General features: G+C 57.1%; 23 protein-coding genes, 1 pseudogene and 1 riboswitch. Of the genes and pseudogenes, 11 read left to right on the top strand and 13 right to left on the bottom strand.

All coding sequences use genetic code 11. The features are described from left to right. Positions 1-21: 21 nt before the first annotated feature. A complete protein-coding gene (locus tag ACM6IM_RS23865) occupies positions 22-258 on the top strand; it encodes a helix-turn-helix domain-containing protein (RefSeq protein WP_414866482.1) in 237 nt (78 codons plus the stop codon). Continuing rightward, entirely contained in the window at positions 212-1,150 is a 939-nt protein-coding gene (locus ACM6IM_RS23860) for a hypothetical protein (RefSeq protein WP_414866481.1), read from the top strand. Before ACM6IM_RS23865 ends, ACM6IM_RS23860 begins: the two co-directional genes overlap by 47 nt. On the opposite strand, the gene ACM6IM_RS23855 is transcribed toward ACM6IM_RS23860, so the two are convergent. From ACM6IM_RS23855 to ACM6IM_RS23845, 3 genes are all read right to left on the bottom strand, one after another. Beyond that, complete coding sequence (locus ACM6IM_RS23855) at positions 1,143-2,210, bottom strand: DNA methyltransferase (RefSeq protein ID WP_414866480.1); 1,068 nt, start codon at positions 2,208-2,210, stop codon at positions 1,143-1,145. The genes ACM6IM_RS23860 and ACM6IM_RS23855 overlap by 8 nt on opposite strands. 225 nt (positions 2,211-2,435) lie before the next feature. Next, positions 2,436-2,594: a hypothetical protein gene (locus ACM6IM_RS23850; RefSeq protein ID WP_414866479.1), complete on the bottom strand. Its 159-nt coding sequence runs from the start codon at positions 2,592-2,594 to the stop codon at positions 2,436-2,438. A gap of 279 nt (positions 2,595-2,873) precedes the next feature. Further along, positions 2,874-3,245, bottom strand: a complete 372-nt coding sequence (locus ACM6IM_RS23845) for a plasmid mobilization protein (protein ID WP_414866478.1) — start codon at positions 3,243-3,245, stop codon at positions 2,874-2,876. Positions 3,246-3,591: 346 nt separating this feature from the next. Between ACM6IM_RS23845 and ACM6IM_RS23840 the strand changes: the two genes are divergently transcribed. Then, positions 3,592-3,852: a TraK family protein gene (locus tag ACM6IM_RS23840; RefSeq protein WP_414866477.1), complete on the top strand. Its 261-nt coding sequence runs from the start codon at positions 3,592-3,594 to the stop codon at positions 3,850-3,852. A gap of 188 nt (positions 3,853-4,040) precedes the next feature. Next, a complete protein-coding gene (locus ACM6IM_RS23835; RefSeq protein WP_414866476.1) occupies positions 4,041-4,616 on the top strand; it encodes a hypothetical protein in 576 nt (191 codons plus the stop codon). Positions 4,617-4,984: 368 nt separating this feature from the next. On the opposite strand, the gene ACM6IM_RS23830 is transcribed toward ACM6IM_RS23835, so the two are convergent. Beyond that, on the bottom strand, positions 4,985-5,656 hold the full coding sequence (locus ACM6IM_RS23830; RefSeq protein WP_332875158.1) for a hypothetical protein: 672 nt from the start codon (positions 5,654-5,656) through the stop codon (positions 4,985-4,987). 751 nt (positions 5,657-6,407) lie between these two features. On the opposite strand from ACM6IM_RS23830, the gene ACM6IM_RS23825 reads away from it, so the two are divergent. Next, a complete protein-coding gene (locus tag ACM6IM_RS23825; RefSeq protein ID WP_414866475.1) occupies positions 6,408-8,228 on the top strand; it encodes an AAA family ATPase in 1,821 nt (606 codons plus the stop codon). A 393-nt stretch (positions 8,229-8,621) separates the two neighbouring features. Here ACM6IM_RS23825 and ACM6IM_RS23820 read toward each other — a convergent pair whose 3' ends face one another. The 5 genes from ACM6IM_RS23820 to ACM6IM_RS23800 form a co-directional block, all read right to left on the bottom strand. Then, entirely contained in the window at positions 8,622-11,354 is a 2,733-nt protein-coding gene (locus ACM6IM_RS23820) for a LuxR C-terminal-related transcriptional regulator (RefSeq protein WP_414866474.1), read from the bottom strand. Between the two features lie 172 nt (positions 11,355-11,526). Continuing rightward, a complete protein-coding gene (locus ACM6IM_RS23815) occupies positions 11,527-12,891 on the bottom strand; it encodes a DUF1329 domain-containing protein (RefSeq protein WP_192305049.1) in 1,365 nt (454 codons plus the stop codon). A gap of 28 nt (positions 12,892-12,919) precedes the next feature. Continuing rightward, positions 12,920-14,866, bottom strand: coding sequence for a DUF1302 domain-containing protein (locus ACM6IM_RS23810; protein WP_414866473.1), 1,947 nt, complete (start codon positions 14,864-14,866; stop codon positions 12,920-12,922). Between the two features lie 338 nt (positions 14,867-15,204). Continuing rightward, positions 15,205-16,887, bottom strand: coding sequence for a fatty acid--CoA ligase (locus ACM6IM_RS23805; protein ID WP_414866472.1), 1,683 nt, complete (start codon positions 16,885-16,887; stop codon positions 15,205-15,207). Positions 16,888-17,036: 149 nt separating this feature from the next. Beyond that, positions 17,037-17,666 (bottom strand): LysE family translocator, encoded by a 630-nt coding sequence (locus ACM6IM_RS23800; protein WP_414866471.1) that lies wholly within the window; start codon positions 17,664-17,666, stop codon positions 17,037-17,039. A gap of 177 nt (positions 17,667-17,843) precedes the next feature. On the opposite strand from ACM6IM_RS23800, the gene ACM6IM_RS23795 reads away from it, so the two are divergent. The 3 genes from ACM6IM_RS23795 to ACM6IM_RS23785 all read left to right on the top strand — a co-directional run bounded on the left by ACM6IM_RS23795 (position 17,844) and on the right by ACM6IM_RS23785 (position 20,690). After that, entirely contained in the window at positions 17,844-18,809 is a 966-nt protein-coding gene (locus tag ACM6IM_RS23795; RefSeq protein WP_414866470.1) for a 2-hydroxyacid dehydrogenase, read from the top strand. 33 nt (positions 18,810-18,842) lie between these two features. Then, positions 18,843-19,841: a methyltransferase gene (locus ACM6IM_RS23790; RefSeq protein ID WP_414866469.1), complete on the top strand. Its 999-nt coding sequence runs from the start codon at positions 18,843-18,845 to the stop codon at positions 19,839-19,841. A gap of 52 nt (positions 19,842-19,893) precedes the next feature. Beyond that, positions 19,894-20,030, top strand: a riboswitch (yybP-ykoY riboswitch). Between the two features lie 75 nt (positions 20,031-20,105). Next, positions 20,106-20,690: a TMEM165/GDT1 family protein gene (locus tag ACM6IM_RS23785; RefSeq protein ID WP_192305037.1), complete on the top strand. Its 585-nt coding sequence runs from the start codon at positions 20,106-20,108 to the stop codon at positions 20,688-20,690. Between the two features lie 103 nt (positions 20,691-20,793). On the opposite strand, the gene ACM6IM_RS23780 is transcribed toward ACM6IM_RS23785, so the two are convergent. Then, complete coding sequence (locus ACM6IM_RS23780) at positions 20,794-21,612, bottom strand: M48 family metallopeptidase (protein WP_192305035.1); 819 nt, start codon at positions 21,610-21,612, stop codon at positions 20,794-20,796. A 226-nt stretch (positions 21,613-21,838) separates the two neighbouring features. On the opposite strand from ACM6IM_RS23780, the pseudogene ACM6IM_RS23775 reads away from it, so the two are divergent. Then, a pseudogene (locus ACM6IM_RS23775) lies at positions 21,839-23,170 on the top strand (HAMP domain-containing protein); the annotation flags it as partial. Between the two features lie 12 nt (positions 23,171-23,182). After that, positions 23,183-24,025: a methyl-accepting chemotaxis protein gene (locus ACM6IM_RS23770; protein WP_412548006.1), complete on the top strand. Its 843-nt coding sequence runs from the start codon at positions 23,183-23,185 to the stop codon at positions 24,023-24,025. 38 nt (positions 24,026-24,063) lie between these two features. Here ACM6IM_RS23770 and ACM6IM_RS23765 read toward each other — a convergent pair whose 3' ends face one another. From ACM6IM_RS23765 to ACM6IM_RS23755, 3 genes are read right to left on the bottom strand one after another with little or no spacing between them, the layout of a single operon-like run. After that, positions 24,064-24,687, bottom strand: coding sequence for an SOS response-associated peptidase (locus ACM6IM_RS23765; RefSeq protein ID WP_414866468.1), 624 nt, complete (start codon positions 24,685-24,687; stop codon positions 24,064-24,066). Between the two features lie 35 nt (positions 24,688-24,722). Continuing rightward, the gene (locus tag ACM6IM_RS23760; protein WP_201194367.1) at positions 24,723-24,983 is read right to left on the bottom strand and encodes a putative signal transducing protein; all 261 of its coding nucleotides are present in this window, start codon (positions 24,981-24,983) and stop codon (positions 24,723-24,725) included. A 12-nt stretch (positions 24,984-24,995) separates the two neighbouring features. Then, on the bottom strand, positions 24,996-25,178 hold the full coding sequence (locus tag ACM6IM_RS23755; protein ID WP_008153387.1) for a CPXCG motif-containing cysteine-rich protein: 183 nt from the start codon (positions 25,176-25,178) through the stop codon (positions 24,996-24,998). A gap of 142 nt (positions 25,179-25,320) precedes the next feature. Between ACM6IM_RS23755 and ACM6IM_RS23750 the strand changes: the two genes are divergently transcribed. Then, the gene (locus tag ACM6IM_RS23750) at positions 25,321-26,484 is read left to right on the top strand and encodes a 1-acyl-sn-glycerol-3-phosphate acyltransferase (protein WP_414866467.1); all 1,164 of its coding nucleotides are present in this window, start codon (positions 25,321-25,323) and stop codon (positions 26,482-26,484) included. Positions 26,485-26,549: the final 65 nt, after the last annotated feature.

Here is a 26,549-nt window from a genome sequence, read left to right as displayed (position 1 = left end):
TATGGAGCTTTTCGTCGAATTATGACGCTGGCCCGCGAGCGTCAAGGAATGACGCAAGCTGAACTAGCTGCACGCCTAGGCAGACCCCAGTCCTTCGTATCGAAGTACGAGAGTGGTGAGCGGCGTTTAGACATGGTTGAGTTTGTTTCGGTTTGCGATGCCCTTGAGGTAGAGGCAACGGTGATCTTTCACTCCGTCCTCGGTGCAATTCATGAACACAAATCAAATTATCCAGGCAGCGAGCCAACACTTAAATGAATTATCGGGACGCATTTTTGACGTTCTCCTGATAAATAAGCCAGTGTCGCCTGAAGCGTCAGTTAACCTTTCCAAGGTCATTTCAAAACTCTCGCCTCTCATGGGAAATATGATCGAGTTCAATACGTGTGAATTTCTCAATGAGAAGGAGGAGTTCCACGCGCTCGGCAAATGGAAACGCCAAGATCCAGGATTTCCCGACATTATATTTGAGGGAGCCGTGGCTCCGACTCCCGGATTTGAAATTAAAGCGTGGTTTCCGCTAGCAACAGAAATAACCGGACGCTTTAAGGATAGCCAAAACCACTTCTTGGACGACCACACGTATCTCGCACTAATCGCATGGCTACCGGAATTCGTCATTTTTGGGCGACCAAGAATTATTGGTGTTTCGGTTGCGTCAGGAGCGTCTGTAGCCAGCGCCCGGGATAGCCATTATCATAATCCCCCTGATTATTTGGTGCTTGAACCGCAGGATACAAAGGCACGCACCAGAAACCTCCAGCAAACGAATACTGCAGGTTATAAGTGGCAAGCGAATAACGATTCAGCTATTGAAAAAAGAAATCTGGAAGAGGCTGCTGCGCTAATGGCTTCCTGGGGAGAAGATAGTAATAGTTACTCTCCTTCGCAAGACTACCAGCAAAAGTTAAAAACTTTGATGGCCAAATTCAGTTACCGCCTAGATACCAATTTCGCCAAGCTAGATCGGATAGGGCACAATGAAATCGAAGCCTTTGCGGAATCAATTTACGCGACTGAGTACCATGGTATGACAATTGGTCAATGGAATAAGCTTTTGGCTAGTCGTGACGAAGCCGCTATCAAAGCGGCTTTAGCTGAAAGATTCAACATCCAAGACTTAGATGCTGAAGAAGTTCTACTTAAGTGAACAAATCTGGTTCTATCTGAAAGCGAGATAGAGCAAGTTGAAAGTAATCGGAGTCGAGCTCAGCTGAAAATGCCCTGCGCTGTGTCTGTTTTGCCGCAAGACTGGCAGAAAACAAACCACCAAAGGGCTCCCAAATTACGTCACCTGGATCGGAAGAAGCCTCAATGATCAACTTCATCAGGTCCAGTGGCTTCTGATTCAAATGAGCAACCTTGGCGCCTTTATCGGGTACTTTTATACGCTCCGATCCCTTGAGAGGGGGCCGATCCCACACGTTCATCCAGCCGTGCGGGCAATAAAACTTTGAGCGCATTTTAGACCAGTCGTCGGCCGTCATGGGACGGATGCCATCTTGAGAAAGATAAGGGCGACCTTCAGGTCTACCTTTCTCATTGGCATACACAGCCATCTTGGCAAACACTTCTGGAGGCGGGAAGTACCACAAATGCCCTTGGTCTAAATATTTCCTGGTAGCTGCATCTTTGACTCCGCACGCTTCATTTGCTGACCGAAGAGTGAGTCCTGTTCTTTTCCACTCTTTGTGAAGCCAATGTTGCAAAGTCTCATTTTCGATCCGTGCTTCGAAAACATATTGAACGCATACTTCAGAAACTACCGGAAAGCGTCGGATTTTAGCTGTGTTTACGTTTCCAGCCACATGGGCTTTGCCTTTATTCCAAGTATTAGCATTTACATAACGCCACCCATGTTTTTGAAGAATTGGATGTGCTGCAGCCCAGCCAATTTCAGAATTCCAAAACCAAAGTGTTGTTTGAGCGGTCGCACGCTTACTCCATGCCTGAATGTGAGGCTCGTACCACTCAGGGATGCCCAAATGATCTGACGTGTCGCCTTCAAATCCTAGAATGCCGTATGCACCGTCTGAAATGATAACAGTGGGTGTATCCCAATGGTCATAATGATTCAGACTATTTCCGTTGCTCAGAGAAACCGATTCATCCTTGTAGATCGACTGGCTAGGGGGTGATGAGCGTTCCAAAGCCTTCGCCCGTCCAACTGTGCTGGTGCGTGGCTTCTTAACGTTTGTGTCTTCTGTCATGATTATCTTCAAAAAAACCTATTTTGGGATTTTAGACGTAGACGGCTTCCCCTGTCCACCACGAGGGTATGCTAAGTCGCTGCGGATATTTTGTACCAGGGCAGCCAACCTCCCATAGGATTGAAGGCTATTCGACGGAGTAGCTGAAACGGCGCTTTCTAAACAGATCTTCGTGAGCTGTCCATTGGCGCGATATCCCCCAGAAGCTGGTAAACCTACACGTACTCAGCGTCTCAAGAATGCTTTCCGGATATGGCGAAAAAAAATGCGCCATTCACCAAGTTGCCCACCTTCGAACAGAAGTGCTTGGAACATTGCCACAGCTTCTGCCGGTCGTTCACGGTAATTTCTGCCCATGATTTCGTCGTGAGATTTCTCGCGCATGAATCCTCCAGTGTTCATTCCAGCTCCGCACACCATCCTAGAGCAATATTCACTGCTAATATTCTCTTTTTTTTCACTGCATAGCATAAAATATTTGTAAAAGCGTCCCCGCTACGCTCGGCCTTGCGAGCTTCGATCTCAACAGCCAGCTTATGATCAGTGCAATGATTTAATATTAAACTTCGCTAGATAAAATGGTTTTAGATTAACCAACGTAGCTGCACGCCCCCCTCCGCATCCGACACCTAATTAGATACTAGAAAACCTTCACGACCAGAGTTAACTCCGCTCGTAAACAATCTTGCTCATAATCGACCTAACCTCTCCCTGTAGTCCACGAAACTCCAGCATCATGGCGTCAACTTCCAACACTCGTTCTCCCCGCCCACGCTTCTCAGACAGCCATAACTTCAATAGGCCTGCTACTCGCCCAAGGTCGCCATTGACCTTTACCAAGTCGGCGACGGCGGTCAGGTCTACCACAGACCGAATTGGGTAGTTCAATCCAACAGCCCGCAAGTATCCAGAGCGGGACATCCCGCACTGCTCGGCACGTGCGGTGATGCGCGTTTTTTCCTCATCATTCACCCAAACCTCAATCGGCTTACCGCGTCGGCGGGCTTTCGTTTTTGGTAGTTCGGTATCGATCATAGCTGCGCTCCTTTTCACATGACATTGCTTGTGTCGCGGTAGCGATAGTGGGCTTCGCAGAACAAGATTCCGTCGAGCCTCAGGCGAGTAAGACAAGGTGTCGGGAGAGGAAGGGCGAAGCCTGTACCCGTACAACACACATCTTGCCGTCATATCGTTTGCGAATCTATGCGATTTAATGCGGCAGGTTAAATCTCAGACATCAATCGCATTAATCTTCTTTGCGTCGCATTAAATCGCGCTAAATCGCGCTAAATCGCATATACAATAAAAATCTTTAACTAACTTCTTCCAAATTTTCTTTCCTCCTGTTAGACATAGAAAAAACCATCAAACAGGAACCATCATGAAAGCTTTCAACAGCCCTAATTCTGAGGCCAGGCGCGGCCAGGGGAAGGTTGACTTCCTTAAGCTGCAAGATACTTTTCAAAAACAAATCAATGCAGGCCATACGCTGATTAATATATACGCCAGCAGTGCACCCAAACTAAGTATCGGATATACCCAATTTACAAAATATGTATCCCGATACTGCATGACGCCTGACTACAAAAAAATCACCGCTACCCAACACCAAAATCTCACTACGTCACCGGAGCATTTTTGATAAACACCAAAAGGGAGCAGCGTGTAATCGACGGTGTAACAAATGCATTTCAAACCTCAGCCCCCTCTAAGGTGCCGCAACGGATCACACACCAGTCACCGTCCACTACATACCGATCCCTTTTGGTGCTTCACGTCGCTTGTTGCTACGTTTCATTACCCGAGAAAATTCTTAAGGACGATAAATTTATGAATTCTAAAAATAGCGGTGATCGCATAAAGCTACGGACTATCGCACTAATGAATCACCTGCGCATGGGTGCTGGAGCGTCAAGCCCATATCAACTCAGTTGCATTATCGACCAGAAGACCAAGAGCCTTGGCTGGCCAGATATGGTGGAATCGAACAGACTCTATAAATACTTTCGAGGAGATGTAAGAAGACATCCGACACAGATATTGAACCTTCTTTCTCAGCTTTTTCATAATGCAGAAGATATTTATTGGAGCGGACCAGAGGATATCTGGTCTGCGTTGTGGGGCGAGGCTCACCAGACCTCAACCATAGTAAAAACCATCTCAAAAACCTTGGAACAATCGACAACCGAGGAGGCATTAAATAAAGTCTTTATGGATTACTTGGTTCATGGTTCTTTTTCTCTTACATCAACCATCGCTTCATACAGATATCTAGCTACAACAGATCCATACGGAAGATTTGGCGATGGTTATGGTTTCGGACGAGCATTCTCGACATACCTACAACTAAAGAAAATACTAAAACTGGATGAAATAAAAAAGCATTTATCCGAATTGGGGATTTAGGAAGGAGTTCAGTTAGAAATCAGAAAAATCGAAAAGGAGCGCGTCAGCAACAGACCGTATTGGGTTAGTCCCATCGAGTGCGGGCTGGTCTAGCGCTTTGGCAGTCGTGTTTCGAACAAATACAACACTCAAGCTCGTGCGGTCGGACGACATCGAATGATGTCTAAAAGTAAGGTTATCCACAGCATCGTGATGGTAGTTAAACAGTAGAAAAAAGGTAGAAGGCATTTTGCTCCTTTGGACACCACGGATTACGCGGCCTCTAGCACCTCGGGGGGAACGCAACCCCGATAAAGCGGAATGCAACCCCGACTGACCGGAATGCAACCCCGAAGCGGGCGGAACACAACCCCGATAGGTCAACCGGGTTAAAGGCGTGTCCACACTGCCTGCTCCACCCCTTTAGTGCTGAGCTCGATTCTTCCGGCTGCAATGACCTCCACGCGTTCCAACTCCTGCATCGCAGCATCTAATGAAGCCCTGAATTTGCGCATTGGACTGGAGTACTGGAAGCGTTCCTTCAACCAAACGAGCTGAAATCGCTGCACAGACTCACTCGAAGTTGCGACGAGACGCTGCAAGGCCTTGGCCATATCTTGACCTTTGCGAATACGCAGCCGCTTCTCCCAATCGATTAATGCGTACTCGCGATTACGGTACAGAAAACGCCACCTTGGATCGATACGGACGATGTAGCTCTCTCGCTCTGGGTCGTACATAAACTTATCAATCAGATGCAGTGACTCTGCTCTGCCAACCTCAAGCTTCGGCATACCATCCTTCGTCAACTCGACGATCAGCATGGCAAAGCTCAACGCTTTCATCGTTCGGTGCAACCACTGATACTCATAATTCCCGGTCTGCCTACCTATCGTTCGCAGCAGACGTGCACGATTGATTGGCACAGCATCACCTAGCGGAGCTTTAATTGCCTCGTGCATCAACTGCATCCAAACATCGGCCTGGGCCTCATCTAACTGTTCACCCCAAAAAGTGAGCACAGCGTCCTTTCGGCTGACCAATACCGTTTCCTTGTGCATTTTCTTACCTCCACGAGCCACCGGGGCGAACAAGCTGGAACGGGCAAGGTGATTAGGCATTGCACGACTGAATTCACTTAAGCCCGGCAGAAACAAGGGGGTAGGTGGCAGCGCTACAGTAGGTCTTGTTGGGGCGGATTTTCGTAATTGTTCCACCCGCTCAGAAAGAGAACCCCGGGAGCTCATTTTGCAGAGCGGCGCTGCTGAGCGATTTGCGCGGCTTTAGTAGGGCGCCCTGGCCGAGCGTGCTGATGCTCCGCACCTGACGTTGCAAAACCACTACCAACGACATGCTCTGCCAGCCATGTCTCCACATCCTCCAAACGCCATAGCAAACGTTTAGTCCCGGGCAGACGACAGATTGGCGGTAGAGCCTGGGGATTACGAGTAGCATCGCTACGGATGCTTGCGACGGATTTTTGTAGACAGGCAGAAAGCTGGTCGACAGTGAGTAAGGCTTGCATAGGCTGACACTCGTATGGCCTGAGCAGATTAGTGCTCATGGCTGCATGGTTTTGCGAATGTCCTCAGGTTCAAGCAATGCCCTGTCATGCTCACGGTAAGGTTTTTAGAAAATCTGTACCGGTACATTTCTCGCGAGGTAGGAATCAGAACCTATGAAAACTTCAGCGCCGGAGTAGCTCTCTGCTACCATTATTCGAATTATCAATACTAATCTGTTCTTTCTAATCCGATGATAGATACGCCAAACCGCACTTGAAAAACAAACTCACTATAAGGAAAGTATGTAATGAGACTGAAGGAATTAGTTATTTGCAATTTTCGCGGCTATAGGGATCGAACAAGCATATCATTTGAAGACTGTCTTACGGCTATTACAGGGCGCAATGACGCCGGAAAGTCGACAATTCTTGAAGCGCTGGAGATTTTTTTCAACAACAAAAACGTAAAAATCGATATTGGCGACAAGAATGTAAAAACAGAAAACACAGACATCGAGATAACCTGCATATTCGACGACCTGCCAACCGAGTTAATTGTTGATGAAAACTACCCCACCAGCTTCAAAAAAGAGTACCTGGTAAATTCCACGGGCGAAATTGAAATCAGGAAACTCTATAAGATACAAAAGACCGTTAGCGGTCCTTCTATACACCTAAAATGTCTACACCCTTCGACTGAAAGACTGAGCAACCTGCATAACTTGAAGCTAGGGGATCTAAAACAACTCGGACAAGAACTTGGCATACAGGATCGGGTAGCGGATAAAAGGGTAGCTTCACTTTGGAGAGAAGCGCTCTGGGGCAGCGTTGAAAATTTGCTGCTCCAGGATCAATACCTGGATGTAAGCTCTTTGGAAAAAGAATCCAAAGCCATTTACAAAAAAATAGAAGCAGAACTTCCTACATTCGCACTATTTAAATCCGATAGAGAAAGCAATGATGCCGATCCAGAAGCAAAAAACCCTATGCAAGTTGCGGTAGATCAGGCGAAAAAAGCTCTGCAAGCTGAGATTGATGCCTTACAAGAGAAAATTGAAAAATCGGTCCTAGAAGTCGCTGAAAGAACCAAAGAAAAACTCAGGGAAATGGACCCGGCCCTAGCTTCGGAATTACACCCTAGATTCAAAGAAAAACCAAAATGGACATTTAGTTTTACACTGGATGGCGAAGATGGCGTACCGATAAACAAACGCGGTAGTGGCGTAAGAAGATTGATCCTTCTCAACTTTTTTCGCGCCGAGGCGGAAAAAATAAAAGCAGAGAACAGTTCCCCAAGAGTAATCTATGCGATTGAGGAACCGGAAACCTCGCAACATCCTAGTTATCAGATCATGCTTATCGAAGCACTAATCTCGCTATCATGCCGACCTGACTGTCAGATAATACTAACCACGCATGTGCCTGCACTAGCAGGCCTATTACCGTTGGAATCAATACGTTTTATTGAAAAAGACAACACAGGAAATCCCTGCATACAGTTTGGAGGAGATGATGTTTTAGAGAAAGTCGCGCAAAGCCTCGGCGTACTGCCAGAAAGGGAAATAGCGGCGTCAAAGGCTGTGTTATTGGTCGAAGGCCATAGCGACGTCACTTTCCTTAACCATGCAGCAACTGCCCTTAAGAACAATGGAGATATTGAGAAAACTCTTCACGAACTGGGCATCGCGTGCATCCCAATAGGAGGTTGCGGAAACCTCAAACATTGGGTTTCAAAAAAGCTCATAGAGCAGCTAGATCTGAACTGGGGAATATTAATCGATTCAGATGTTGGCGATGAAATACAACACACCAGAAATACTGAAAACATTGCAAAACTGAAGGCAGAAGGAAGAATTGCCTTCTCAACTAGAAAACGAGAACCAGAGAACTATTTAGATCCTCAGCTTTTTATTGATTCTCACCAAGCCAATATTGCATACACAGACACCTGTGACGCAAAAAAAATAATCGCTACCGCGCTTACAATACGAAAAGACGATGTACTAGAGCGATTCTGGCCACGCATGACGGCCGACCAGATAAAAGCGCGTTCTACATATAATGATAATGGAGAAGATATTATCGAAATCAAAGAGATTTTGAATGCTTTTGCATCGTTAACTCAGTAAACCAATGCGAGACGCAACGTCTCAAGGCTACGTTCCTTACTCAAATGAACGTAGCCTTGAGCTAGCCAGGCCATTGCTCGATGAATCGCAATGCGTGGCACAAATCCGGCACACCGAAAAAGCAAAACCCTGCTAAAACTCGCAAAACACTGCATTAAACTGCAATGACGCAACTATTTGATTTTTCTAAAAAAAATAGAATTTATTATTTAATTCAACCACTTACGCTTCTGCTCATTCGTGCAGTTGCACTGCAACGGGCCGACGGGGAAGGTTTCGCGGATGAGGGGCGATTTTTGCGACATCGGGAGCCTGCTCGATAAACGGGGGATGAGGGATTTTCGCACACATTGGCCGCCCATCCTTGAACACAAGGTGAACCGACTGGCGATATCAGCCCAACACACCCAGCGCCTTCGCCCGCGCTACCGCCTGGGTGCGCCGCTCGACCCCGAGTTTGCTGTTGATGTGGCTGGCGTGGGTCTTCACCGTGTGCAGGGAAATAAACAACTGGTCGCTGATTTCCTGGTTCGAGCAACCTTGAGCGATGAGTTTCAGCACCGCCAGTTCACGGGAACTGAGCTGTTCGCAGGCGGGCTCAAGGGGAACCCGGGCAGCGACGACGGGGAGCCGGTCCGACAGGCTCTGCGAAACCGGTGCGGCCGCACCGTGCTGCAGTTGTTCGCGCAGCCAGTCAGGGTGCTTTTTCAACAAGTTGTCGAAAGGCTGCAGGGCTCCGCCGTTCGCCGTCTCCAGCGCCTGGGCGAAAACCTGTCGCGCCTGCGGTTCACGGCCGTTATCCAGCAGCAACTCGACCTGTTGCGTCAGGGCCATGGTACTGAGCAGTTGATGACCGGTTTGCTGGCCGCGCTCGAGCAAGGCCTTCAAACGTCCCTCGGCAAGCATTGGCTGGCCCTGGATGGCCTCTAGCAAGGCCTGCTGCAACTCGATATGCAGCGGCAGTTGCGGATGAAACTCCGGCGGCGCGGCCGGTTGCTCGCCGTTGTAGGTCTGCCCCAGGCGCGCCAGCCAGGCTTCCGCCAGGTCGGTACGCCCCTGGGCCAGCCAGAGCTCGCATTTGACCAGGGTGATCATCGCCAGGTAATAGATCGGCGGCACGTCCCAGATGTGCATCAACCGTTCGGCTTCGGCGAGTTCGGCGAACGCCCTGGCGAATTCGCCGCTACTGCCTTCTAGCCTGGCGATCACGCAATGGCCGATCAATACGCTGATGTCGCGACAGGCGCGGGCTTCGCTCAAACCTGTCTGCAAGCGCTGGCGCGCAGCCTGCGGTTGCAGGCGCAGCGCCAGCAGAAACCCCTCGTACAGCGTCAATCGCGCGCGCACCGCGTAGAGCCGCTGCGGCGACAGGCCCTGCAGGCGTTGCAGCCCCTGGCGGACTTCATCCAGCGAACGCAGGATTTCCCCACGCGCCTGCAATACACGGGCGCGGTCGTAATGGGCCAGGGCTTCGAACAGCGGGTTGCCGACGCGTTGCGCCAGCTCCAGCGACTCGCGGTTCAGGCCACGGGCACGCCACAGGTCGCTGTCGGCAATCGCCAGATTGGACAGGGTCGAGAGGCACATCAGGCGCTGGCCATAACGCTTGGCCGGGAGGCTCTCCAGGGCTTCGGTGCAATAGAGCAGGGTCAAGCTCCGATTGCCGCGCCCCCGGGCAATGATGCCGCTCAAGGCCAGCCACTGCGCCAGCATGGATTTCTGCGCGGTGGCCGATGGCGCCGGGAGGAAGCGGCTCAGGTGACTGGCCAGCTCCTCGGCCGCATCCAACTGACAGGCCAGCCCCAGCGCCCAGCTGTAGAGCACGATCAAACGTGGCGTGCTGATCAGCAGGCTGTCGGGCAAGTCCATTTTCCAGCGCAGCAACATGCCGACGTTCTGTTCGGCCAGCAATTGTTCTTCGGAAAGGTTCTGCACCAGGTTGGCGGCGACATCCAGATGCCCGGCGCGCAACGCCTGTTCCACCGCCTCGTCGAGCAGCCCCTGGGCGTTGAACCAGCGACAGGCGCGCAGGTGCAGGCTGGCGGCCGGTACCATTGCCTGGCGGGTCGGCCGGGTGCGCAGCAGATCGGAAAACAGATGGTGATAACGGTACCAGTGACCGTGCTCGTCCAACGGCACCAGGAACACTTGATGCGCGAGCAGAAACCGCAGGATCTCGGCGCTGTCATGGGCTTCGCGGATGGCGTCGCACAGCTCGCTGCAAAAACGCTCCTGGGACGCCGTGTCATACAGGAATGCCTGCACGTCGGCGGGCAGACAATCGATGACCTCTTCCAGCAGGTAATCGCGAATCAGCCCTTCCCCGCCGTTCAATGACTGGGGTAGCGGGCCTTCGGAACCGGCCTCGGACGCCGCCAGCAACCAGAAGCGCAGGCCGGCCACCCAGCCTTCGCTGCGCTGGATCAGGTTCTCCAGCGCTTCGCCACGCAGGGAGGTGCTGTGCCGGTCGAGCAGGGTCGAGGCCTCTTCGTGGGTCAGGCGCAGATCCTGTTCATGCAACTCAAGCAACTGGCGGGACAACCGCAGGCGCGCCAAGTGCCAGTCCGGGCGCTGACGACTGGTGACCATCACCAGCAGGCCGTCGGGAAGATGATTGAGGAAAAATTGCAGGCAGCGATCGAGCACCGGGCCCTGGGCCAGATGGTAGTCGTCGAGGACCAGCAGCAGCGGTGCCGTCGGCAACAGATGCACAGCCAGCTCGTCGAGCAGGCCATCGAGCCATTCCTCGAATGCGAACGGCTGATGCCGTTGGCGCATTTTCAACAGGCCGAGCGACTGACGGCCCAGTTGTGGAAAAAAGTCCTGAAGGCCTTCGAGCAACCGTTCGAGAAACCGGCCCGGGTCGTTGTCCCGCGGGCTCAGGCCCAGCCACAGGCTTTGCCAGTGATCGGGCAAGCCCTGGCAGAACTCCACGGCCAGCGAACTCTTGCCAAACCCCGCCGGTGCACTGACCAGCAACAGCCTGCCACCGAGCCCGGCGCTTAAACGCTCGCATAAACGCGGCCGCAGGACGTAACCGTCGGGCAACGGCGGGCGAAAAAAACGCCCGTCCAATGTCGCGACGGAAACGCTGGCAGGGCCCGGGATGGGGGACAGATCAGTCATGGCCGGCTCTTGTTTGAATTGCGGGTGGCGGCGTTGCAGATTTTTGCAGACTAGCGGTAAATGCGGAGGTAATGAAGGTTATTGCTACAAATGGCTACAAAAAGTCACGAACAAAAAAAAGCCCCGAACCGATCGGGGCTTTTTTTCGAGGATGCGGCCTCTTCAGTTGCGGTTAACGAACCCCATCCTGGCGCAATGCCGCCGGGGTGAAGTCGCTGGTGGTGGCGGTGAAGCCGAAGTCATACGCCTGCTTCTCTTCGTTTTTCATGCCCAGTGCCAGGTAACGGCCCGATTGCAGGTCGTACAGGGTTTCCAGGGCGTACCACGGCACTTGCTTGTCGTAGTAGTTCTCGGCGTGCGCTTCGGCAACGCGCCACAGTTGGCCGCGGCCGTCGTAGTGGTCGATCACCGCCGCTTGCCAGGTGTCTTCGTCGATGTAGAAGTCACGCTTGGCGTAGATGTGGCGCTGGCCATCCTTCAAGGTGGCGACCACATGCCAGACCCGGCGCAGCTCGTAGCGTGCCAGGTCCTGGTTGATGTGACCGGCCTTGATGATGTCGGAGTACTTCAGCTTCGGATCGTCGAGCTTGTAGCTGTCGGAAGCGATGTACATCTCTTTCTTGCCTTCGAGTTTCCAGTCGTAGCGATCCGGCGCACCGTTGTACATGTCCAGGTTGTCGGACGTACGCAGGCCGTCGGCTGCGGTACCCGGGCCGTCATAGGACACTTGCGGCGCACGGCGCACACGACGCTGGCCGGCGTTGTAGACCCATGCGGCACGGGGTTCCTTCACCTGGTCGAGGGTTTCGTGCACCAGCAGCACGCCACCGGCCAGACGCGACGGCGCGGTCACTTTCTGCTTGAAGTAGAACAGGATGTTGCCCGGGTTCGCCGGATCGTAGTCCTTCATCTTGTCGCGGAACACGAACTGGTCCTGGAAGTACACCAGGCTGTACGAACCGTTCGGCTGCGGTGTGGCCTGGGTCACCAGACGGGTCACGCTGCCGCCGCGATAACGGGTAATGTGGTTCCAGATCACCTCGACGCCGCTTTTTGGAATCGGGAACGGCACGGCGGTTTCGAAATTTTCCAGACCGTTGCCGCCGCCGACCAACGTGGTGTTGGTGGCGTTTTTCTTGATGGCGGCAAACACGTCATCGGGCACGGTGGCACCGCGATGGGACGTGTAGACCGGCATCTTGAAGGTTTCCGGGTAGCGCTTGAACATCGCGTACTGGCCCGGTGCAAGCTTGTCCTTGTACTGGTCGACGTTCTGCGCGGTGATGGTGAACAGCGGTTGTTCACTGGCGTACGGGTTCGACAGGAAGCCTTTGCTGTCGACGGTGCCGGCGTTTTTCGCCATCGGTTTCCAGGCCGGGATCGAACCGTCGGCATTGCCCGCCATCTCGGCGCCCATCGGCGTCAGGCTTTTGCCCAGCTTGTCCGCTTCGGCTGCGGGGACCGCAGCCATCACACTGGTGGCCAGCAGCGTAAGCCCCAGAACACCAACGTGGAACAGACTCTTTGTTGTTTTCATAAGTGTGTTCGTCCTGAAAATGCAGTGCTTAGAAGTTCACGCCGAAGCTGAGCGCAACGAAGTCGCGATCGTCCACGGTGGTGTACTTGCCGTCGAAGAAGTTGGTGTAGGCCAACGACGCGGTGTAGGTGTTCTGGTACTCGGCATCCAGACCCAGGCTGACCGCCTTGCGACCTTCCTCGAAGTTGCCGCCAGGACCCGGCGAGTAGCCGTCGACGTCATGGGACCAGGCGATGTTCGGCTTGAAGTTCACGCCGGCGAACACGTCGTTGTATTCCCAGATGGCGCGAGCGCGGTAGCCCCAGGAATCGGTCGTGGTAAAGCCATCGTTTTCGCAGTAGCGGCTGACGTTGTTTAGCGCTCCGCCCGCCAGGGTATTGGCGTTCAACGCCTGGCACTGACCACCAGGCAGCGGGCCGGGGCCGTAGCTCGGATCACGACCGTAACGTGCCTTGGAGGTGCTTTCCAGGCCACCCACGTGCGTCCAGCCGACCTCGCCCACCAGGGTCAGACGCTCGGCGCCCATCACCTGATCGAAGAAGTGGGTGAAGGTGGTCTGCAGTTGCGACACTTCCTTGCGGCGATAGCCGTGTTGATCCTGCCCTGGCTGACCTTGCAGCACGGACACCCGTGGATCCAGCGGCGTCAGGCCGGAATACAGAATGTCGGTGGTGTTGAGCTGCACCGGTGCATTCGGACGGTAGCTGAACTCACCGCTCCACGCGGTACCGGTAGGCAACGTGGTGGAAAAGCTCAGGCCATACAGGCGAATGTCCTCAGGGTACTCGACGAAGTAGCCGGAGTTGCCCGCCACTTGCAACGGCAGCAGCTGTGCAGCCAGCCCGGTCGGACCGCCCACGATAGCGCCTGGAATACCTGCACCGATCAGCGCGCCACCCAGCGCCGTGGCGCTGTACGCGCTCAGCGGAGCCCCTTTGCCGCTGAAGATCGGCGCACGGCTGTGGTAGTTCATGAAATAGGCACCGAACTCGGTGTCCAGCGGTTCGAACATGTACTTGAAGGACACGCCGAACTGGCCGCTGTCGCGGGCGTCGCGGTCGGGGCCGCGGCGCACGATGGCACCTTCATCCGGGTCGCCCCATCTCACGCCACGGGCCGCCAGGGTGTTGATGGCGGCGTTACGCAGCCCGGCTGGCAGGCCTGCGGCGGCCAGCGAGCTGTTGAGGCCGTTACGCGTACGCAGAACGGCCAGGTTGTTGTCGCAGCCGTCGGCAATCACGTCCGGTTGCGAGAAGAACGTGCCGCAGTTGTCGGCGACGGTCTGGTCCCATTCGATCTGATAGAACGCTTCGGTCGACAGGTTTTCGGTCAGGCTCTGGGACACATAGAACATGTTGACCGGAATCAGGCCTTCCTTGATCTCGGCACCCGGACGACGGAACGCGGACACGTCGATCGGGTTGATCGAGTTGATGCCGCCGCCGATGAAGGTACTTTCACCCCAACTGACCACTTGCTTGCCCAGACGCACGGAACCCGGCTGATCGGCGATCGCGTAGTTGTGGTAGACGAAGGCGTCGAGGATCTGGCCGCCGGCGGACTTGGCGCCTTCCTTGCGGTTGCTGTCGCTGATGTCCTTGAACGGACGGCTTTCGTCCTTGAGTTCGAAGTCATACCAGTATTTGCCACGGACGAAGACACCGGTGTCGCCGTATTTCAACTCAAGGTCATGGATACCCTTGAAGATCTTCGAGAAGGTGTCCCCGCTCTTGAAGTTCAGGTGGCCGTCATCGGAAGTCTGCGACAGTCCGCGACCACCGTTGTTGACGCCGATGAGGTTCTTGTTGGCGCTCTCGGTCGACCAGCTGGCGCCAATCGACAGGGATGAGTCGAACTGACCTTCGATTTCACCAATGTTGAAACTGACGCCGAATGCGGGCCCGGCGAGCGTGGAGGCAAGACTGACAGCCAGAGGCAGTTTCGCCCGGCGCCAGAACTGGTTTGCTGATGTCATCGACGCTACTCCATGTGCATTATTGTTATGGCAGTGAGTACTTTTAAAAACGCCGTGGTTGACCGGGTGCCAGAGGCCTCCCGACGTCACTCCAAAGTTGCATCGCCCCGTGTTGTGCGTGTGCCCCGTTCTTAAAAATCCTTGAGCGGACTATAGCCAGCAGGTAGTACTGCTTGATCCCTCTAAAGTGTGATTTGCAGCGGCCAGCCACTCTGGAACAGTCCTTTCGCCAGACCGACGCCCGTCGGCAGGGGAAGGATGGCTGAAAATCCGGAAATGACAAGCCAAGCGCTTGCTTGGTGGGCCTGGCGTGCCTTTTCAGGCACGCCGGGGAAGGCTTAAAGCGTCGAGAGGAAGGTGCTGTTGTTGGCCTGCCATTCGGTGATGTCGAGGCGGATGCGCTTCTTGTCGAGCTTGCCGACGCTGGTCTTGGGAATTTCCGTAACAAGGGCGATCTGGCTCGGGATCGCCCACTTGCTCAGGTGCCCCAGCTCGACAAATGGCTTGAGGTGTTCCTTGAGTTCCCGGGCCCCGATTACATGGCCCTCGCGGATCACCAGCAAGGCAAACGGACGCTCGCCCCACTGTGGATCGGCGATGCCCACCACTGCTACTTCGCGTACCGCTGCGTGACGGCTGATCAGGTCTTCGAGGTCCAGGGACGAGATCCACTCGCCGCCGGTCTTGATCACGTCCTTGATCCGGTCGCGGATGTCGATCACCCCCATGCTGTCCAGCGTCGCCACATCACCGGTGTGCAGCCAGCCGCCGGCCCAGAGCTCGGAGCCCTTCTGCGGCTCGTTGAAATAACCTTCGGTGAGCCACGGCGCGCGCAGCACCAACTCGCCCTGGGTCTCTCCGTCGGCGGGCAGGAAGTTGCCGTCGCCGTCGACGATCGCCGCTTCCACCAGTGGCCCGGGCACCCCGGCCTTGATGCGATAGGTGGTGCGTTCGTCTTCGGTGCCCGCCATCAACTCGTCGTTGAGGTGCGCGCACGACACCAGCGGCCCGGTTTCCGACATGCCGTAGGCGGCGGTCAATTGAATGCCTCTGGCCTTGGCGGCTTCGTACAGCGTGCGATTCAACGCACTGCCACCAATGACGATTTTCCAGCCAGCGAAATCCGTGTCTTGCGCAGCCTTGGCATTGAGGAGCATTTGCAGGATGGTCGGCACGCAGTGGGAAAAGGTGACCTTTTCCTTGCGCCACAGCTCCACCAGGTATTCCGGGTCGTAGCGCCCCGGGTACACCTGCTTGAGGCCGAGCATCGTCGCGACATACGGCAAACCCCAGGCATGCACATGGAACATCGGGGTGATCGGCATGTACACGTCGTTGGTGCCCAACAGCCGCACGCTGTCGATGGCGCCCATGATGGTCGACACGCCCATGGTGTGCAGCACCAGTTGCCGGTGGGTGAAATACACGCCCTTGGGATTGCCGGTGGTGCCGGTGGTGTAGAACGTGGTCGCGACCGAATTCTCGTCGAAGTCCTGGAAGTCGTACCGGGTGCTCGCGGCCGCCAGCAACTGCTCGTATTCGCCGATGAGGTTCGGCAAATCGGCGGTCTTTTCCGGCAGGTCGGTCAGCAGCAGGGTTTTCTCGACCGTGGTCAGGTGCCCGGCCACCGCCTTGTAAAGCCCCACGAACTCGCTGTTGACCAGCACGAAGCGGTCCTCGGCATGGTTCATGGTGTAGAGGATCTGTTCCGGCGACAGGCGCACGTTGATGGTGTGGATCACCGCGCCGATCATCGGGATGGCGAACATGCATTCCAGGTAGCGATGGCTGTCCCAGTCCATCACCGCCACGGTATCACCGGCCTTGACGCCAGCCTCCGTCAGTACGTTGGCCAGTCGCGCGACCCGTTCGATCAGGGTCGGATAGCTGTAGCGCAACTGATCGCGGTAAATGATTTCACGGGTTTTCTCGTAGCGAGCCCCGGACATCAGCAGCCGTTTGATCAGCAATGGGTACTGGTAAGCGCCTTCGGCTGGGGGGATAACGCGAGTCTGCAACATAAGAATCCCTTTTCTGACTGCACGGTCGTGGCTGAAAGTAAGCACTCTAGTGCCCTCTCACGCCGGCCAAATCAGCCAAAGGAATGATTTGCAGAGGCGAACAAATACTAGCTTTGCGCCAGCATTTGTTCGCCGGGAGCGCGGTGAACTCAGTGCATTTCGGTCAATGCGAGTTTCACGCCGATGGCGATCAGCACCGCCCCCATGGTCCGATCGAACCAGTGGCCCATGCGCGCAAAACCGGCGCGCACGCGTTGTTGGCTGAACAGCATCGCCACCAGGCAGAACCAGGTCGCCGTTGCGGCAGCGAGGTAAACCCCGTAACCCGCTTGCACCGCCATCGGGGTATGCGGGTTGATGACCACGGTAAACAGCGACAGGAAGAACAGCGTGGCCTTCGGGTTCAGGCCATTGGTCACGAAGCCCGAGGTAAACGCCCCGCGAGCGGTACGCTCACCCGCTTCCTTGTGCAGGTCGTCCGCCACCGGCTTCGCGGGCTGCGCGCGCAAGGCCTTGAAGCCGATGTACAGCAGGTAGGCAGCTGCGGCCCATTTCAAGGCGTTGAACAGCACGATCGACTGCGACACGATCAGGCCGATGCCGAGCAACGAGTAACCGACGTGGAGGAAAATCGCTGTGCCGACACCCAGCGCCGTCCAGGTGCCGGCACGCCGACCATGGGTCACGCTCTCGCGTACCACCACGGCAAAGTCCGGCCCGGGGCTGGCCACGGCCAGCAGGTGGATGAGGGCAACGGTCAGGAATTCTGTCCAGTACATGGGGGTCCTCTGGGGCAGTTCGGTATGATTCACGCCTGTCGGCTCGCATCGTCCCTGGGAGCGGACTTGCTCGCTCCCACAGGGTCCCGCGTGCGTCTCGATAATGCGTAACGATTTGTTTCATCTGGTAGGCTCGGCAGATTACGCCTTCAGTTCAACGCACAAAAGGTACAGTTGATGACGAATATTCGCCGCGCCGTTTTCCTCGACCACCCCTCGCTGGACCTCGGCGATCTCGAACTCAGCCCCCTGCGCGAATGTTTCGATGAACTGCAACTGTTCGCCCAGACGTCACCGGAGCAGGTCACCGAACGCCTCAAGGGCGCCACGGTCGCCATCAGCAATAAAATCCTGATCGACGCCGCGACCATTGCCGCCAGCCCCGAGCTGAAGCTGATCCTGATCACCGCCACCGGCACCAACAACGTCGATCTGGCCACCGCCCGCGCCCACGGCGTGACGGTCTGCAACTGTCAGGGGTACGGCACGCCATCGGTGGCGCAGCACACGATCATGCTGCTGCTCAACCTGGCCACGCGCCTGGCCGACTATCAGAAAGCCGTGGGCGAAGGTCGCTGGCAGCAGGCCAGACAGTTCTGCCTGCTGGACTACCCGATCGTCGAACTCGAAGGCAAAACCCTCGGCCTGCTCGGTCACGGCGAACTGGGCGGCGCGGTCGCCCGCCTGGCCGAAGCCTTTGGCATGCGCGTGCTGCTCGGCCAGATTCCAGGGCGCCCTGCCCGCCCGGACCGCCTGCCGCTGGAGGAGCTGTTGCCGCAGATCGATGCCCTGACCCTGCACTGCCCGCTCAACGAGCACACTCGCCACTTCATCGGCGCCCGCGAACTGGCGTCGATGAAGCCGGGCGCCTTCGTGGTCAACACCGCACGCGGTGGCCTGATCGACGAGCAGGCGCTGGCCGATGCCCTGCGTAACGGCCACCTTGGCGGCGCCGCCACGGACGTGCTCAGCATCGAACCGCCAGCCGCCGGCAACCCGTTGCTCGCCGCCGACATTCCGCGCCTGATCGTCACACCGCACAACGCCTGGGGCAGTCGCGAGGCTCGGCAGCGAATCGTGGGGCAATTGACCGAAAACGCACTGGGCTACTTCAGCGGTAAGGCACTGCGGGTCGTCAGTTGATAAACTGCCGCACTTTTTTTCAGGGAGCAGAGTATGGATCCGCGCAGTGAAGTACTGCTTCGTCAGGCCGAGTTGTTCCAGGGTTCGGTATTGCTGGCCGGTTTGCCCGCCGACGACTTGCTGGGACGCCTGCCCGACGCCCACGGCTGGTGCTGGCATGCCGGCGACCAGGCTGCCCTGGACGCTCGTTTCGAGGGCCGCAGCCATTTCGGCGTGACCGCCCCCGAGCGTGAATTCGAGACCGCAGTGGTGTTCCTGCCAAAAGCCAAGGACCTCACCGATTACCTGCTCAACGCCCTCGCCTCGCGCCTGGCCGGTCGAACGCTGTACCTGGTGGGTGAAAAGCGCAGCGGCATCGAAGGTGCGGCCAAACAGCTGAACCCCTTCGGCAAGCCGCGCAAGCTCGACAGCGCGCGGCATTGCCAGCTCTGGCAAGTCACTGTGGCCAATGCGCCAGAGGCCAGATCCCTGGAAAGCCTGGCCCAGACCTACGAGTTGCCACTGGCGGAAGGGCCGCTGACAGTCATCAGTCTGCCGGGCGTGTTCAGCCACGGGCGACTGGATCGTGGCAGCGCGTTGTTGCTGGAGCACCTGGACAAATTGCCGAGCGGTCATTTACTGGACTTCGGTTGCGGCGCCGGGGTCCTGGGCGCAGCGGTCAAGCGCCGTTACCCGCACAACCAATTGACCCTGCTGGATGTCGACGCGTTCGCGGCCGCCAGCAGTCGCCTGACTCTCGCCGCGAACGGCCTGGAAGCCGAGGTGATTACCGGCGACGGCATCGACGCCGCGCCGATGGGTTTGAGTGCCATTTTGAGCAACCCGCCGTTCCATGTCGGGGTGCACACCGATTATTTCGCCACGGAGAACTTGCTGCGAAAAGCAGCGAAACACCTGAAAAACGGCGGCGAACTTCGCTTGGTGGCTAACAGTTTCCTGAAGTACCAGCCACTGATCGAAGAGCACCTGGGTGTGTGTGCGATCAAGGCCGAGGGCCAGGGATTCCGAATCTATCGGGCCAAACGCGGCTGACACGTTTTTTAAAACAAGGGACTTGCCCTATCGGGTTTGCCTAGGCAGAATCCGCTCCGTCCTAGGGGAGTAGTCTCCCGCGAGCACCCAGCTCGCCCGGCATGCGTCAACATACTTGGTCCTCAGACCATGGCGCATGCGACCCCAGCGTCCGCATCAGACGGATCGCAGGGTTTGACAAGACCTATGACACGCACACCTTACCCGGGGCGGGAAGGCTGTACGTGTCATAGCCGTGTCGACCCGCCCCTTAGGAAAACCCTGATGCTGGATTCACTGCTCGTCCCCACCGCAATCGTGGCCCTGGCCGAAATCGGCGACAAGACGCAACTGCTCGCGCTGATTCTCGCTGCGCGCTTCCGCAAACCGTGGCCAATCATCGCCGGCATCGTCGCCGCCACCCTGGCCAACCACGCGGCAGCCGGTGCAGTCGGTGCCTGGGTCGGCGGTTTCTTCTCGGATACGATGCTGCACTGGATTCTCGCCGCGAGCTTTGCCGCGACGGCGCTCTGGACCCTGGTGCCGGACAAGATGGACGACGACGAAGCCAGCACTTCCCGCAAGTTCGGGCCGTTCGTGACGACGCTGATTGCCTTCTTCCTTGCGGAAATCGGCGACAAGACACAAATCGCGACGGTGATGCTCGCCGCGCAATACCCTGAATTGTGGCTGGTGATCATCGGCACCACCGCCGGCATGCTGATTGCCAACGTGCCGGTGGTACTGGCGGGTAATTTTGCTGCGGAAAAACTGCCATTGACGCTGATCCGTCGCCTGGCGGCGTCGGCGTTCTTCATTCTCGCGGTGGTGGCAGTGTACAAGGCGATGCAGAGCAGCGGCTGGGTTTGAACCGCGTCATCGTTCATCGCGAGCAGGCTCGCCCCCACATTGGAATGCAAACGACTGTGGGAGCGAGCCTGCTCGCGATGGCGTCAGGAGCAACAGCGCAAAATCAGGACTTCGGCGCTTTCTCGTACAACGGCATCACCTTCGGAATCGCCGCCTCCAGCGAAGCAATCCGGCTGCTCGAGGCCGGGTGAGTGCTCATGAACTCCGGCGGCGAACCTTCCGAAGCCTTGCTCATCTTGTTCCACAAGGTGATCGCGGCGTTCGGGTTGTAGCCGGCGCGGGCGGCCAGCTCCAGGCCGATCAGGTCCGCTTCGTTTTCGTTGGCGCGGCTGTTGGGCAGCGTCATGCCGTAGTTGGCGACGGTGTCCGCCAGCGCGAGGCTGTCCTGCCCCAGGCCGAACAAGGCACCCGCGCCCTGCTTGGCCATCTCGATACCGTAGGCTTTGGACATCGCTTCGCGACCGTGTTCACGCAGGGCGTGGGCGATTTCATGCCCCATGACCGCAGCGATTTCGTCGTCGGTGAGCTTCAGGCTGTCGATCAAACCGGTGTAGAAAATGATCTTGCCGCCCGGTCCGCAGTTGGCGTTGAGTTCATCGCTCTTGATCAGGTTGACTTCCCATTTCCACTGCGCCGAGTCCGGGCGGAAAACCGGCGCCTGGGCGATCAACCGGTTGGCAATTGCCTGGACACGCTTGGCCTCGGTGCTGGTCTTGTCCAGCACGCCCTGGCTGCTCGCCTCGCCCACGGTCTTTTGATAGGACTGGGCGTACATCTGGTTCACTTCGTCCGTGGACAACATGCTGAACATGTACTGCTTGCGCTCCACGCCCACAGCACCGCCGCTGGTGGTGTTGACCGACTGACAACCGGCGAGCATCAGGCCCGCGCTCAGGGCACACACAATCAATCGCTTGTTCATCAAAAAACTCCTTGAAAACATGCCGCGTATCCTAGGCGCCCAATTGTATCGGCGCCAGATACAACAGACATTCAACCGAACATTTCGGATGAAGGTCCTGCGGTAGGAAAAAATTCACATACCCCGCCCCACCACGGCCAGCCACGCTGGGCAATGATTCCAAATACGACATCGACCGCACCAAAACAGTCAATTCATCGCGCCGCACTCATGACGGAAGACGCCAATGCCGATACAGCACCGCAGATGCCCTCTTGCGTGCGGAGTCCCCATGAAATTCAAGTCGATCCAGTTTTCCGTGGCAGCCCTGGCCGGTGCCATCGTCTTAAGCGTCGTTGCCGCGCTGGTGCTGTACGCCCTGTTCTCCGGCGCTCGCACCCAGGCCATGGTTCAGGAGCGAACCCAGGCACAATTCGAACAGGTCATCGAACAACGCCTGACGTCCCTGGCGCAGACCCAGGTCAGCCAGATCCAGCGTGAGCTCGAAGCGCCCCTGTTGATTGCCGGAGGACTGGTGCGGGTCAACGCGCTGATCGGCACGCCCGGCGCCGACGGTCAGCCGCAGTTGAGCCTGAACCGTGAGCAACTGATCAACCTGATCAAGGAAAACGTCGCCAAAAACCCAAAAATTCTCGGCACCTACATTGCCTGGGAACAAAACGTACTGGACCGCAATGACGCCGCTTACATCGGCACCCGCGTGACAGGCATCGACCCTGCCAACGGCCGCTTCCTGCCCTGGTGGTTCCGTAATGCCGATGGCAGCCTGGGCCTGGACAAACTGGTGGACGTCGACGACCAGAAAACCCTGTCCACCGGCGTGCGCGCCAGTGAGTACTACCTGTGCTCGAAGGAAACCAAAAAATCCTGTGTCATCGACCCGGCGCCCTACAAGGTCGGCGACAAGATCGTCATGCTCGCTTCGTTCATTGAGCCGATCATGCTCAACGGCGCCTTCCAGGGCATCGTCGGTGCCGACCTGTCGGTGAACTTCATCCAGGAAATGCTCCTGGGCGCGAACCAGAAGCTGTACAACGGCTCCGGCGTCATGGCGCTGATTGGCGGTAACGGCCGAATCGTCGCCTACACGAAGGACCCGAGCAAATTCGGCGAGAAGGTCAGCGATATCCTCGACAGCCAGCAGATTGCCAACATGGCCAATCTCAAGCGCGGCGAAGTGACCTACACCGTCGACAAAAACCAGGGCCGGATCGAGTTGTACCTGCCATTCGGTATCGGCCAGACCGACGCGCGCTGGACGCTGATGCTGCAACTGCCGCTGGACGCGGTCATGGCCGACCTGCAAAAGCTGCAGGCCGACCTCGATGCCCAACGCAAATCCGACACCTTTGGCATGGCCATGGTCGGCCTGCTGATTGCCGGCATCGGTTTGCTGGTGATCTGGCTGGTCGGCCACGGCATTGCCCGTCCACTGAAACAGATGGTGGCGATGCTCGACGACATTGCCAAGGGCGAAGGCGACCTGACACGCCGCCTGACCAGCGACCGCGCCGATGAGCTGGGCTCGATCGCCAAGGGCTTCAACACCTTCCTCGCCAAGTTGCAGGCGATGATCACCCAGGTCGTGAGTTCGGTGCAGAGCGTCAGCGACTCGTCGGAGCACACCGCCGACATCGCCATCCGCACCAACATCGGCGTGCAGAAACAAATGGTCGAAATCGATCAGGTCGCTACCGCCGTGCATGAAATGACCGCCACCGCCCAGGACGTGGCGCGCAATGCCACCCAGGCGGCGCAGGCGGCCAGCCATGCCGACCAGTCGGCAGCCCAGGGCAAGCAGATCGTCCAGGACACGTCGAACTCGATCGGCGCCCTGGCGGTGGAAATCGGCAAGGCAGTCAACGTGGTGCAAACCCTGGCCAAGGACAGCGAGAACATCAACGCCATTTTGACCGCCATTCGCGGCATTGCCGAACAGACCAACCTGCTGGCGTTGAACGCAGCCATCGAAGCGGCCCGCGCCGGCGAACAGGGCCGTGGTTTTGCAGTAGTGGCCGATGAAGTGCGCAACCTGGCGCAGAAAACCCAGCAAGCCACCGAAGAAATCCAGACCATGATCCAGCAACTGCAACAAGGCACGCGTGACGTGGTGCGGGTGATGGAGGACAGCCAGAACCGCACCGATGAAAGCGTGCAACACGCTGCCAAGGCGGCCCAGGCGCTGGATGACATCACCCGGGCGGTCTCGGTGATCAACGACATGAATACCCAGATTGCCAGTGCGGCCGAGGAACAGAGCGCGGTGGCCGATGACATCAATCGCAACGTGATCAACATTGGCCAGGTGGCCAATGAAGTGGCGGGCGGCGCCGATGAATCGAGCGCCGCCAGCGCGGGCCTGACCAAACTGGCGGAGCAACAGCGGCGGTTGATCAATCAGTTCAAGGTTTGATCCAAGGACCCCATCGTCGGAACGCCCGAAACAGCCGATCAGCCGGGGGTGAGACACTCCGGCCCGTTCAACTTCGGATCATTCACCAGGTTGGCCAGCGCCCGCTCGCGCAGGGCCACCGGCTCCCCGGCCAGCAACCCCTGCAACACATGCAGGGGTGTCTCGGGATCGAGCCAGGCCTTCTGCCCCGCTGCATCGAGAATCAACGGCCGTCGCTGACTCGCCGCCGGCTGCGTGATCACGGCCGTGCTCAACCAGACCTGTTCCTGCACGGGGTAGGCTTCCCAGACGGCTGCAAAGAACAACGACGAACCTTCTCCCGGCGTCAGCCAGTAGGGGCGCTTGCGCGTGGTACCGCGCCATTCGTAAAAACCGTTGGCCGGCAGCAGGCAGCGACGTTCGCGCAAGGCCTGACGAAACATCGGTTGTTCGGCCACGGTTTCGGCCCGGGCATGGGCCGGGGTGCGGGACAGGTCGGTCAGCCATGGCGGCGTCAATCCCCAGCGCGCCTGGGCCAACTCACGCTGACCGTCGGCACCGGCACGCAGCATCAGCACCGAATCGTTGGGGGAGATATTCCACTGGGCCTGCTGGTCGGCGGGGAAGCCAGGCAGGGCCGCGAAGGCGGGATTCCAGCGAAACAGGGCATAACGTCCACACATGGGGCTGCACGACTCTTGATAAAACGACCGCCAGCCTAACAGACCAGCGTGCCGGGAAAACTTTCCGGTTCATCGCCGGGCAGCGGCAATGCGGCATTGTACGCCGTGATCAACGCCCGGGCGTTGTCCGCCTGGTCGTCCTCCACCGACAAGCCCAGCAGGCCGAAAATGGGCAACTCACCGCTGCCACCGAGCAAATCCCGCCCGGCCAGATGCGCCTCGATGCCTTCGCTGGCCAGCATGCCTTGCAGCAACTCGCCTTCCATCAGGTTTTCCGGTTCATAGATCCGCTGCATGGAGCGCCCCTTTCATTCATTTTCGCTGTGAACTTCAAGCAACCATTCCTGCCCGTCCGTCTGCAGCACAAACGTGATGGGCCGGCAACACACCGGACAGTCTTCGATATAGGTCTGATCGCCGCCGGACAAATCCAGCACCGCCTCGGCTTCCTCCCCACAATACGGACATTCGTAGCGCTCGGTTTCCAGCATCGCGGTCTCCCGGGTGACTTGTGCGTATAATCGCCGGTCTATTTGCAGGGCTATTGGTGTCTGGCTACCTTTTCAGACCGTGCCCTGTCGGTTTTCGATCAAAACCTTTACTTACCCTAGCCGTTTCCAACAAGAGAGCATGATGGGCGAATTCGATGCCATCCGACCTTACGACGATAGCGAAGTACCAGCGGTGCTGGCACGGTTGCTCAGCGACAAGGCGTTTCTAGATATCCTCACCCACTTCCGCTTTCCGCGTTTCGCCGGTGCCTTCGGCTGGATGCTCAAACCTCTTATAGCGCATCGCTTGCGTCGTGAGTTCGCCGGCGTCAATTCCGTGGCCACGCTGCAGGACAAGGTCGAGTATTACGTCGACCACACCATCGACCGCGCCACGGACGGGGTGACCTACACGGGTGTCGAGCAGTTCAAGTCCGGCAGTGCCTACCTGTTCATCGCCAACCACCGCGACATCGTGATGGACCCGGCCTTCGTCAACTATGCGGTGTACCACGCCGGCCTGCCGACACCGCGTATCGCGATCGGCGACAACTTGTTGCAGAAACCCTTCGTCAGCGACCTGATGCGCCTGAACAAGAGTTTCATCGTGCACCGTTCGATCACCGGGCGCCGGGAAAAAATGGCGGCCTACCAGCTGCTGTCCGCCTACATCAACCACTCGATCCGCAACGATTGCGCCTCGATCTGGATCGCCCAGGCCGAAGGCCGGGCCAAGGACGGCGATGACCGCACCGAGTCGGCGATCCTCAAGATGTTCCACATGAGCCGCAAGGACGAGCCGTTCGGCGAGGTCATCCGCTCGCTGAACCTCACCCCGGTGTCGATCAGTTACGAATACGACCCGTGCGACCAGGCCAAGGCCCGCGAGCTCTACATCCGCGCCACCACTGGCAGCTACACCAAGGCGCCGGGCGAAGACGATGTGAGCATTGCCAAGGGCATCACCGGCTACAAGGGCCGGGTCCATGTGAACTTCGCCGCGCCGATCACCGAACTGTTCGAAGACACCAAGCAGTTGGCGATCGAAATGGACAAGCAGATTCTGGGAGGCTATCGCCTGTTCCCGGTGCACTACCTGGCTTACGCGCAGTGGCAGGACGCCGATCCGCAGTTGCAGGTGCCGACCGCCGCCCAGGTGTTTGCCGCCGATGAACTGGCCAAGGCCGAGGAAGAATGGCAACAGCGCCTGGACGCCTGCCCTGAAGCGCATCGTCCGTACCTGGTGCTGCAATACGCCACGCCGGTTCGTAATCAGTACCGGGTGAAGGCTGGGTTGCCGCTTTAGATGCGTCTTGCCTGGTTACAAACCTGTGGGAGCGAGCCTGCTCGCTCCCATTGGTGTTTGGGAAT

The sequence above is a fragment of the Pseudomonas sp. IT-P12 genome, from assembly GCF_949767465.1.
In the GTDB taxonomy this organism is placed as follows: Bacteria; Pseudomonadota; Gammaproteobacteria; order Pseudomonadales; family Pseudomonadaceae; genus Aquipseudomonas.
The sequence above is the reverse complement of the archived record's forward strand: the minus strand, read 5'-3'. Positions and strand labels throughout refer to the sequence as shown.

Coding starts and splice junctions, on each gene's coding strand:
- ACM6IM_RS23785 (WP_192305037.1), top strand. CDS start 20,106: ATGCTGGATTCACTGCTCGTCCCCACCGCAATCGTGGCCCTGGCCGAA.
- ACM6IM_RS23800 (WP_414866471.1), bottom strand. CDS start 17,666: ATGTACTGGACAGAATTCCTGACCGTTGCCCTCATCCACCTGCTGGCC.
- ACM6IM_RS23805 (WP_414866472.1), bottom strand. CDS start 16,887: ATGTTGCAGACTCGCGTTATCCCCCCAGCCGAAGGCGCTTACCAGTAC.
- ACM6IM_RS23765 (WP_414866468.1), bottom strand. CDS start 24,687: ATGTGTGGACGTTATGCCCTGTTTCGCTGGAATCCCGCCTTCGCGGCC.
- ACM6IM_RS23855 (WP_414866480.1), bottom strand. CDS start 2,210: ATGACAGAAGACACAAACGTTAAGAAGCCACGCACCAGCACAGTTGGA.
- ACM6IM_RS23830 (WP_332875158.1), bottom strand. CDS start 5,656: ATGCACAAGGAAACGGTATTGGTCAGCCGAAAGGACGCTGTGCTCACT.
- ACM6IM_RS23790 (WP_414866469.1), top strand. CDS start 18,843: ATGGATCCGCGCAGTGAAGTACTGCTTCGTCAGGCCGAGTTGTTCCAG.
- ACM6IM_RS23860 (WP_414866481.1), top strand. CDS start 212: ATGAACACAAATCAAATTATCCAGGCAGCGAGCCAACACTTAAATGAA.
- ACM6IM_RS23760 (WP_201194367.1), bottom strand. CDS start 24,983: ATGCAGCGGATCTATGAACCGGAAAACCTGATGGAAGGCGAGTTGCTG.
- ACM6IM_RS23825 (WP_414866475.1), top strand. CDS start 6,408: ATGAGACTGAAGGAATTAGTTATTTGCAATTTTCGCGGCTATAGGGAT.
- ACM6IM_RS23850 (WP_414866479.1), bottom strand. CDS start 2,594: ATGCGCGAGAAATCTCACGACGAAATCATGGGCAGAAATTACCGTGAA.
- ACM6IM_RS23815 (WP_192305049.1), bottom strand. CDS start 12,891: ATGAAAACAACAAAGAGTCTGTTCCACGTTGGTGTTCTGGGGCTTACG.
- ACM6IM_RS23840 (WP_414866477.1), top strand. CDS start 3,592: ATGAAAGCTTTCAACAGCCCTAATTCTGAGGCCAGGCGCGGCCAGGGG.
- ACM6IM_RS23795 (WP_414866470.1), top strand. CDS start 17,844: ATGACGAATATTCGCCGCGCCGTTTTCCTCGACCACCCCTCGCTGGAC.
- ACM6IM_RS23810 (WP_414866473.1), bottom strand. CDS start 14,866: ATGACATCAGCAAACCAGTTCTGGCGCCGGGCGAAACTGCCTCTGGCT.
- ACM6IM_RS23865 (WP_414866482.1), top strand. CDS start 22: ATGACGCTGGCCCGCGAGCGTCAAGGAATGACGCAAGCTGAACTAGCT.
- ACM6IM_RS23845 (WP_414866478.1), bottom strand. CDS start 3,245: ATGATCGATACCGAACTACCAAAAACGAAAGCCCGCCGACGCGGTAAG.
- ACM6IM_RS23750 (WP_414866467.1), top strand. CDS start 25,321: ATGGGCGAATTCGATGCCATCCGACCTTACGACGATAGCGAAGTACCA.
- ACM6IM_RS23780 (WP_192305035.1), bottom strand. CDS start 21,612: ATGAACAAGCGATTGATTGTGTGTGCCCTGAGCGCGGGCCTGATGCTC.
- ACM6IM_RS23820 (WP_414866474.1), bottom strand. CDS start 11,354: ATGACTGATCTGTCCCCCATCCCGGGCCCTGCCAGCGTTTCCGTCGCG.
- ACM6IM_RS23770 (WP_412548006.1), top strand. CDS start 23,183: ATGATCACCCAGGTCGTGAGTTCGGTGCAGAGCGTCAGCGACTCGTCG.
- ACM6IM_RS23835 (WP_414866476.1), top strand. CDS start 4,041: ATGAATTCTAAAAATAGCGGTGATCGCATAAAGCTACGGACTATCGCA.
- ACM6IM_RS23755 (WP_008153387.1), bottom strand. CDS start 25,178: ATGCTGGAAACCGAGCGCTACGAATGTCCGTATTGTGGGGAGGAAGCC.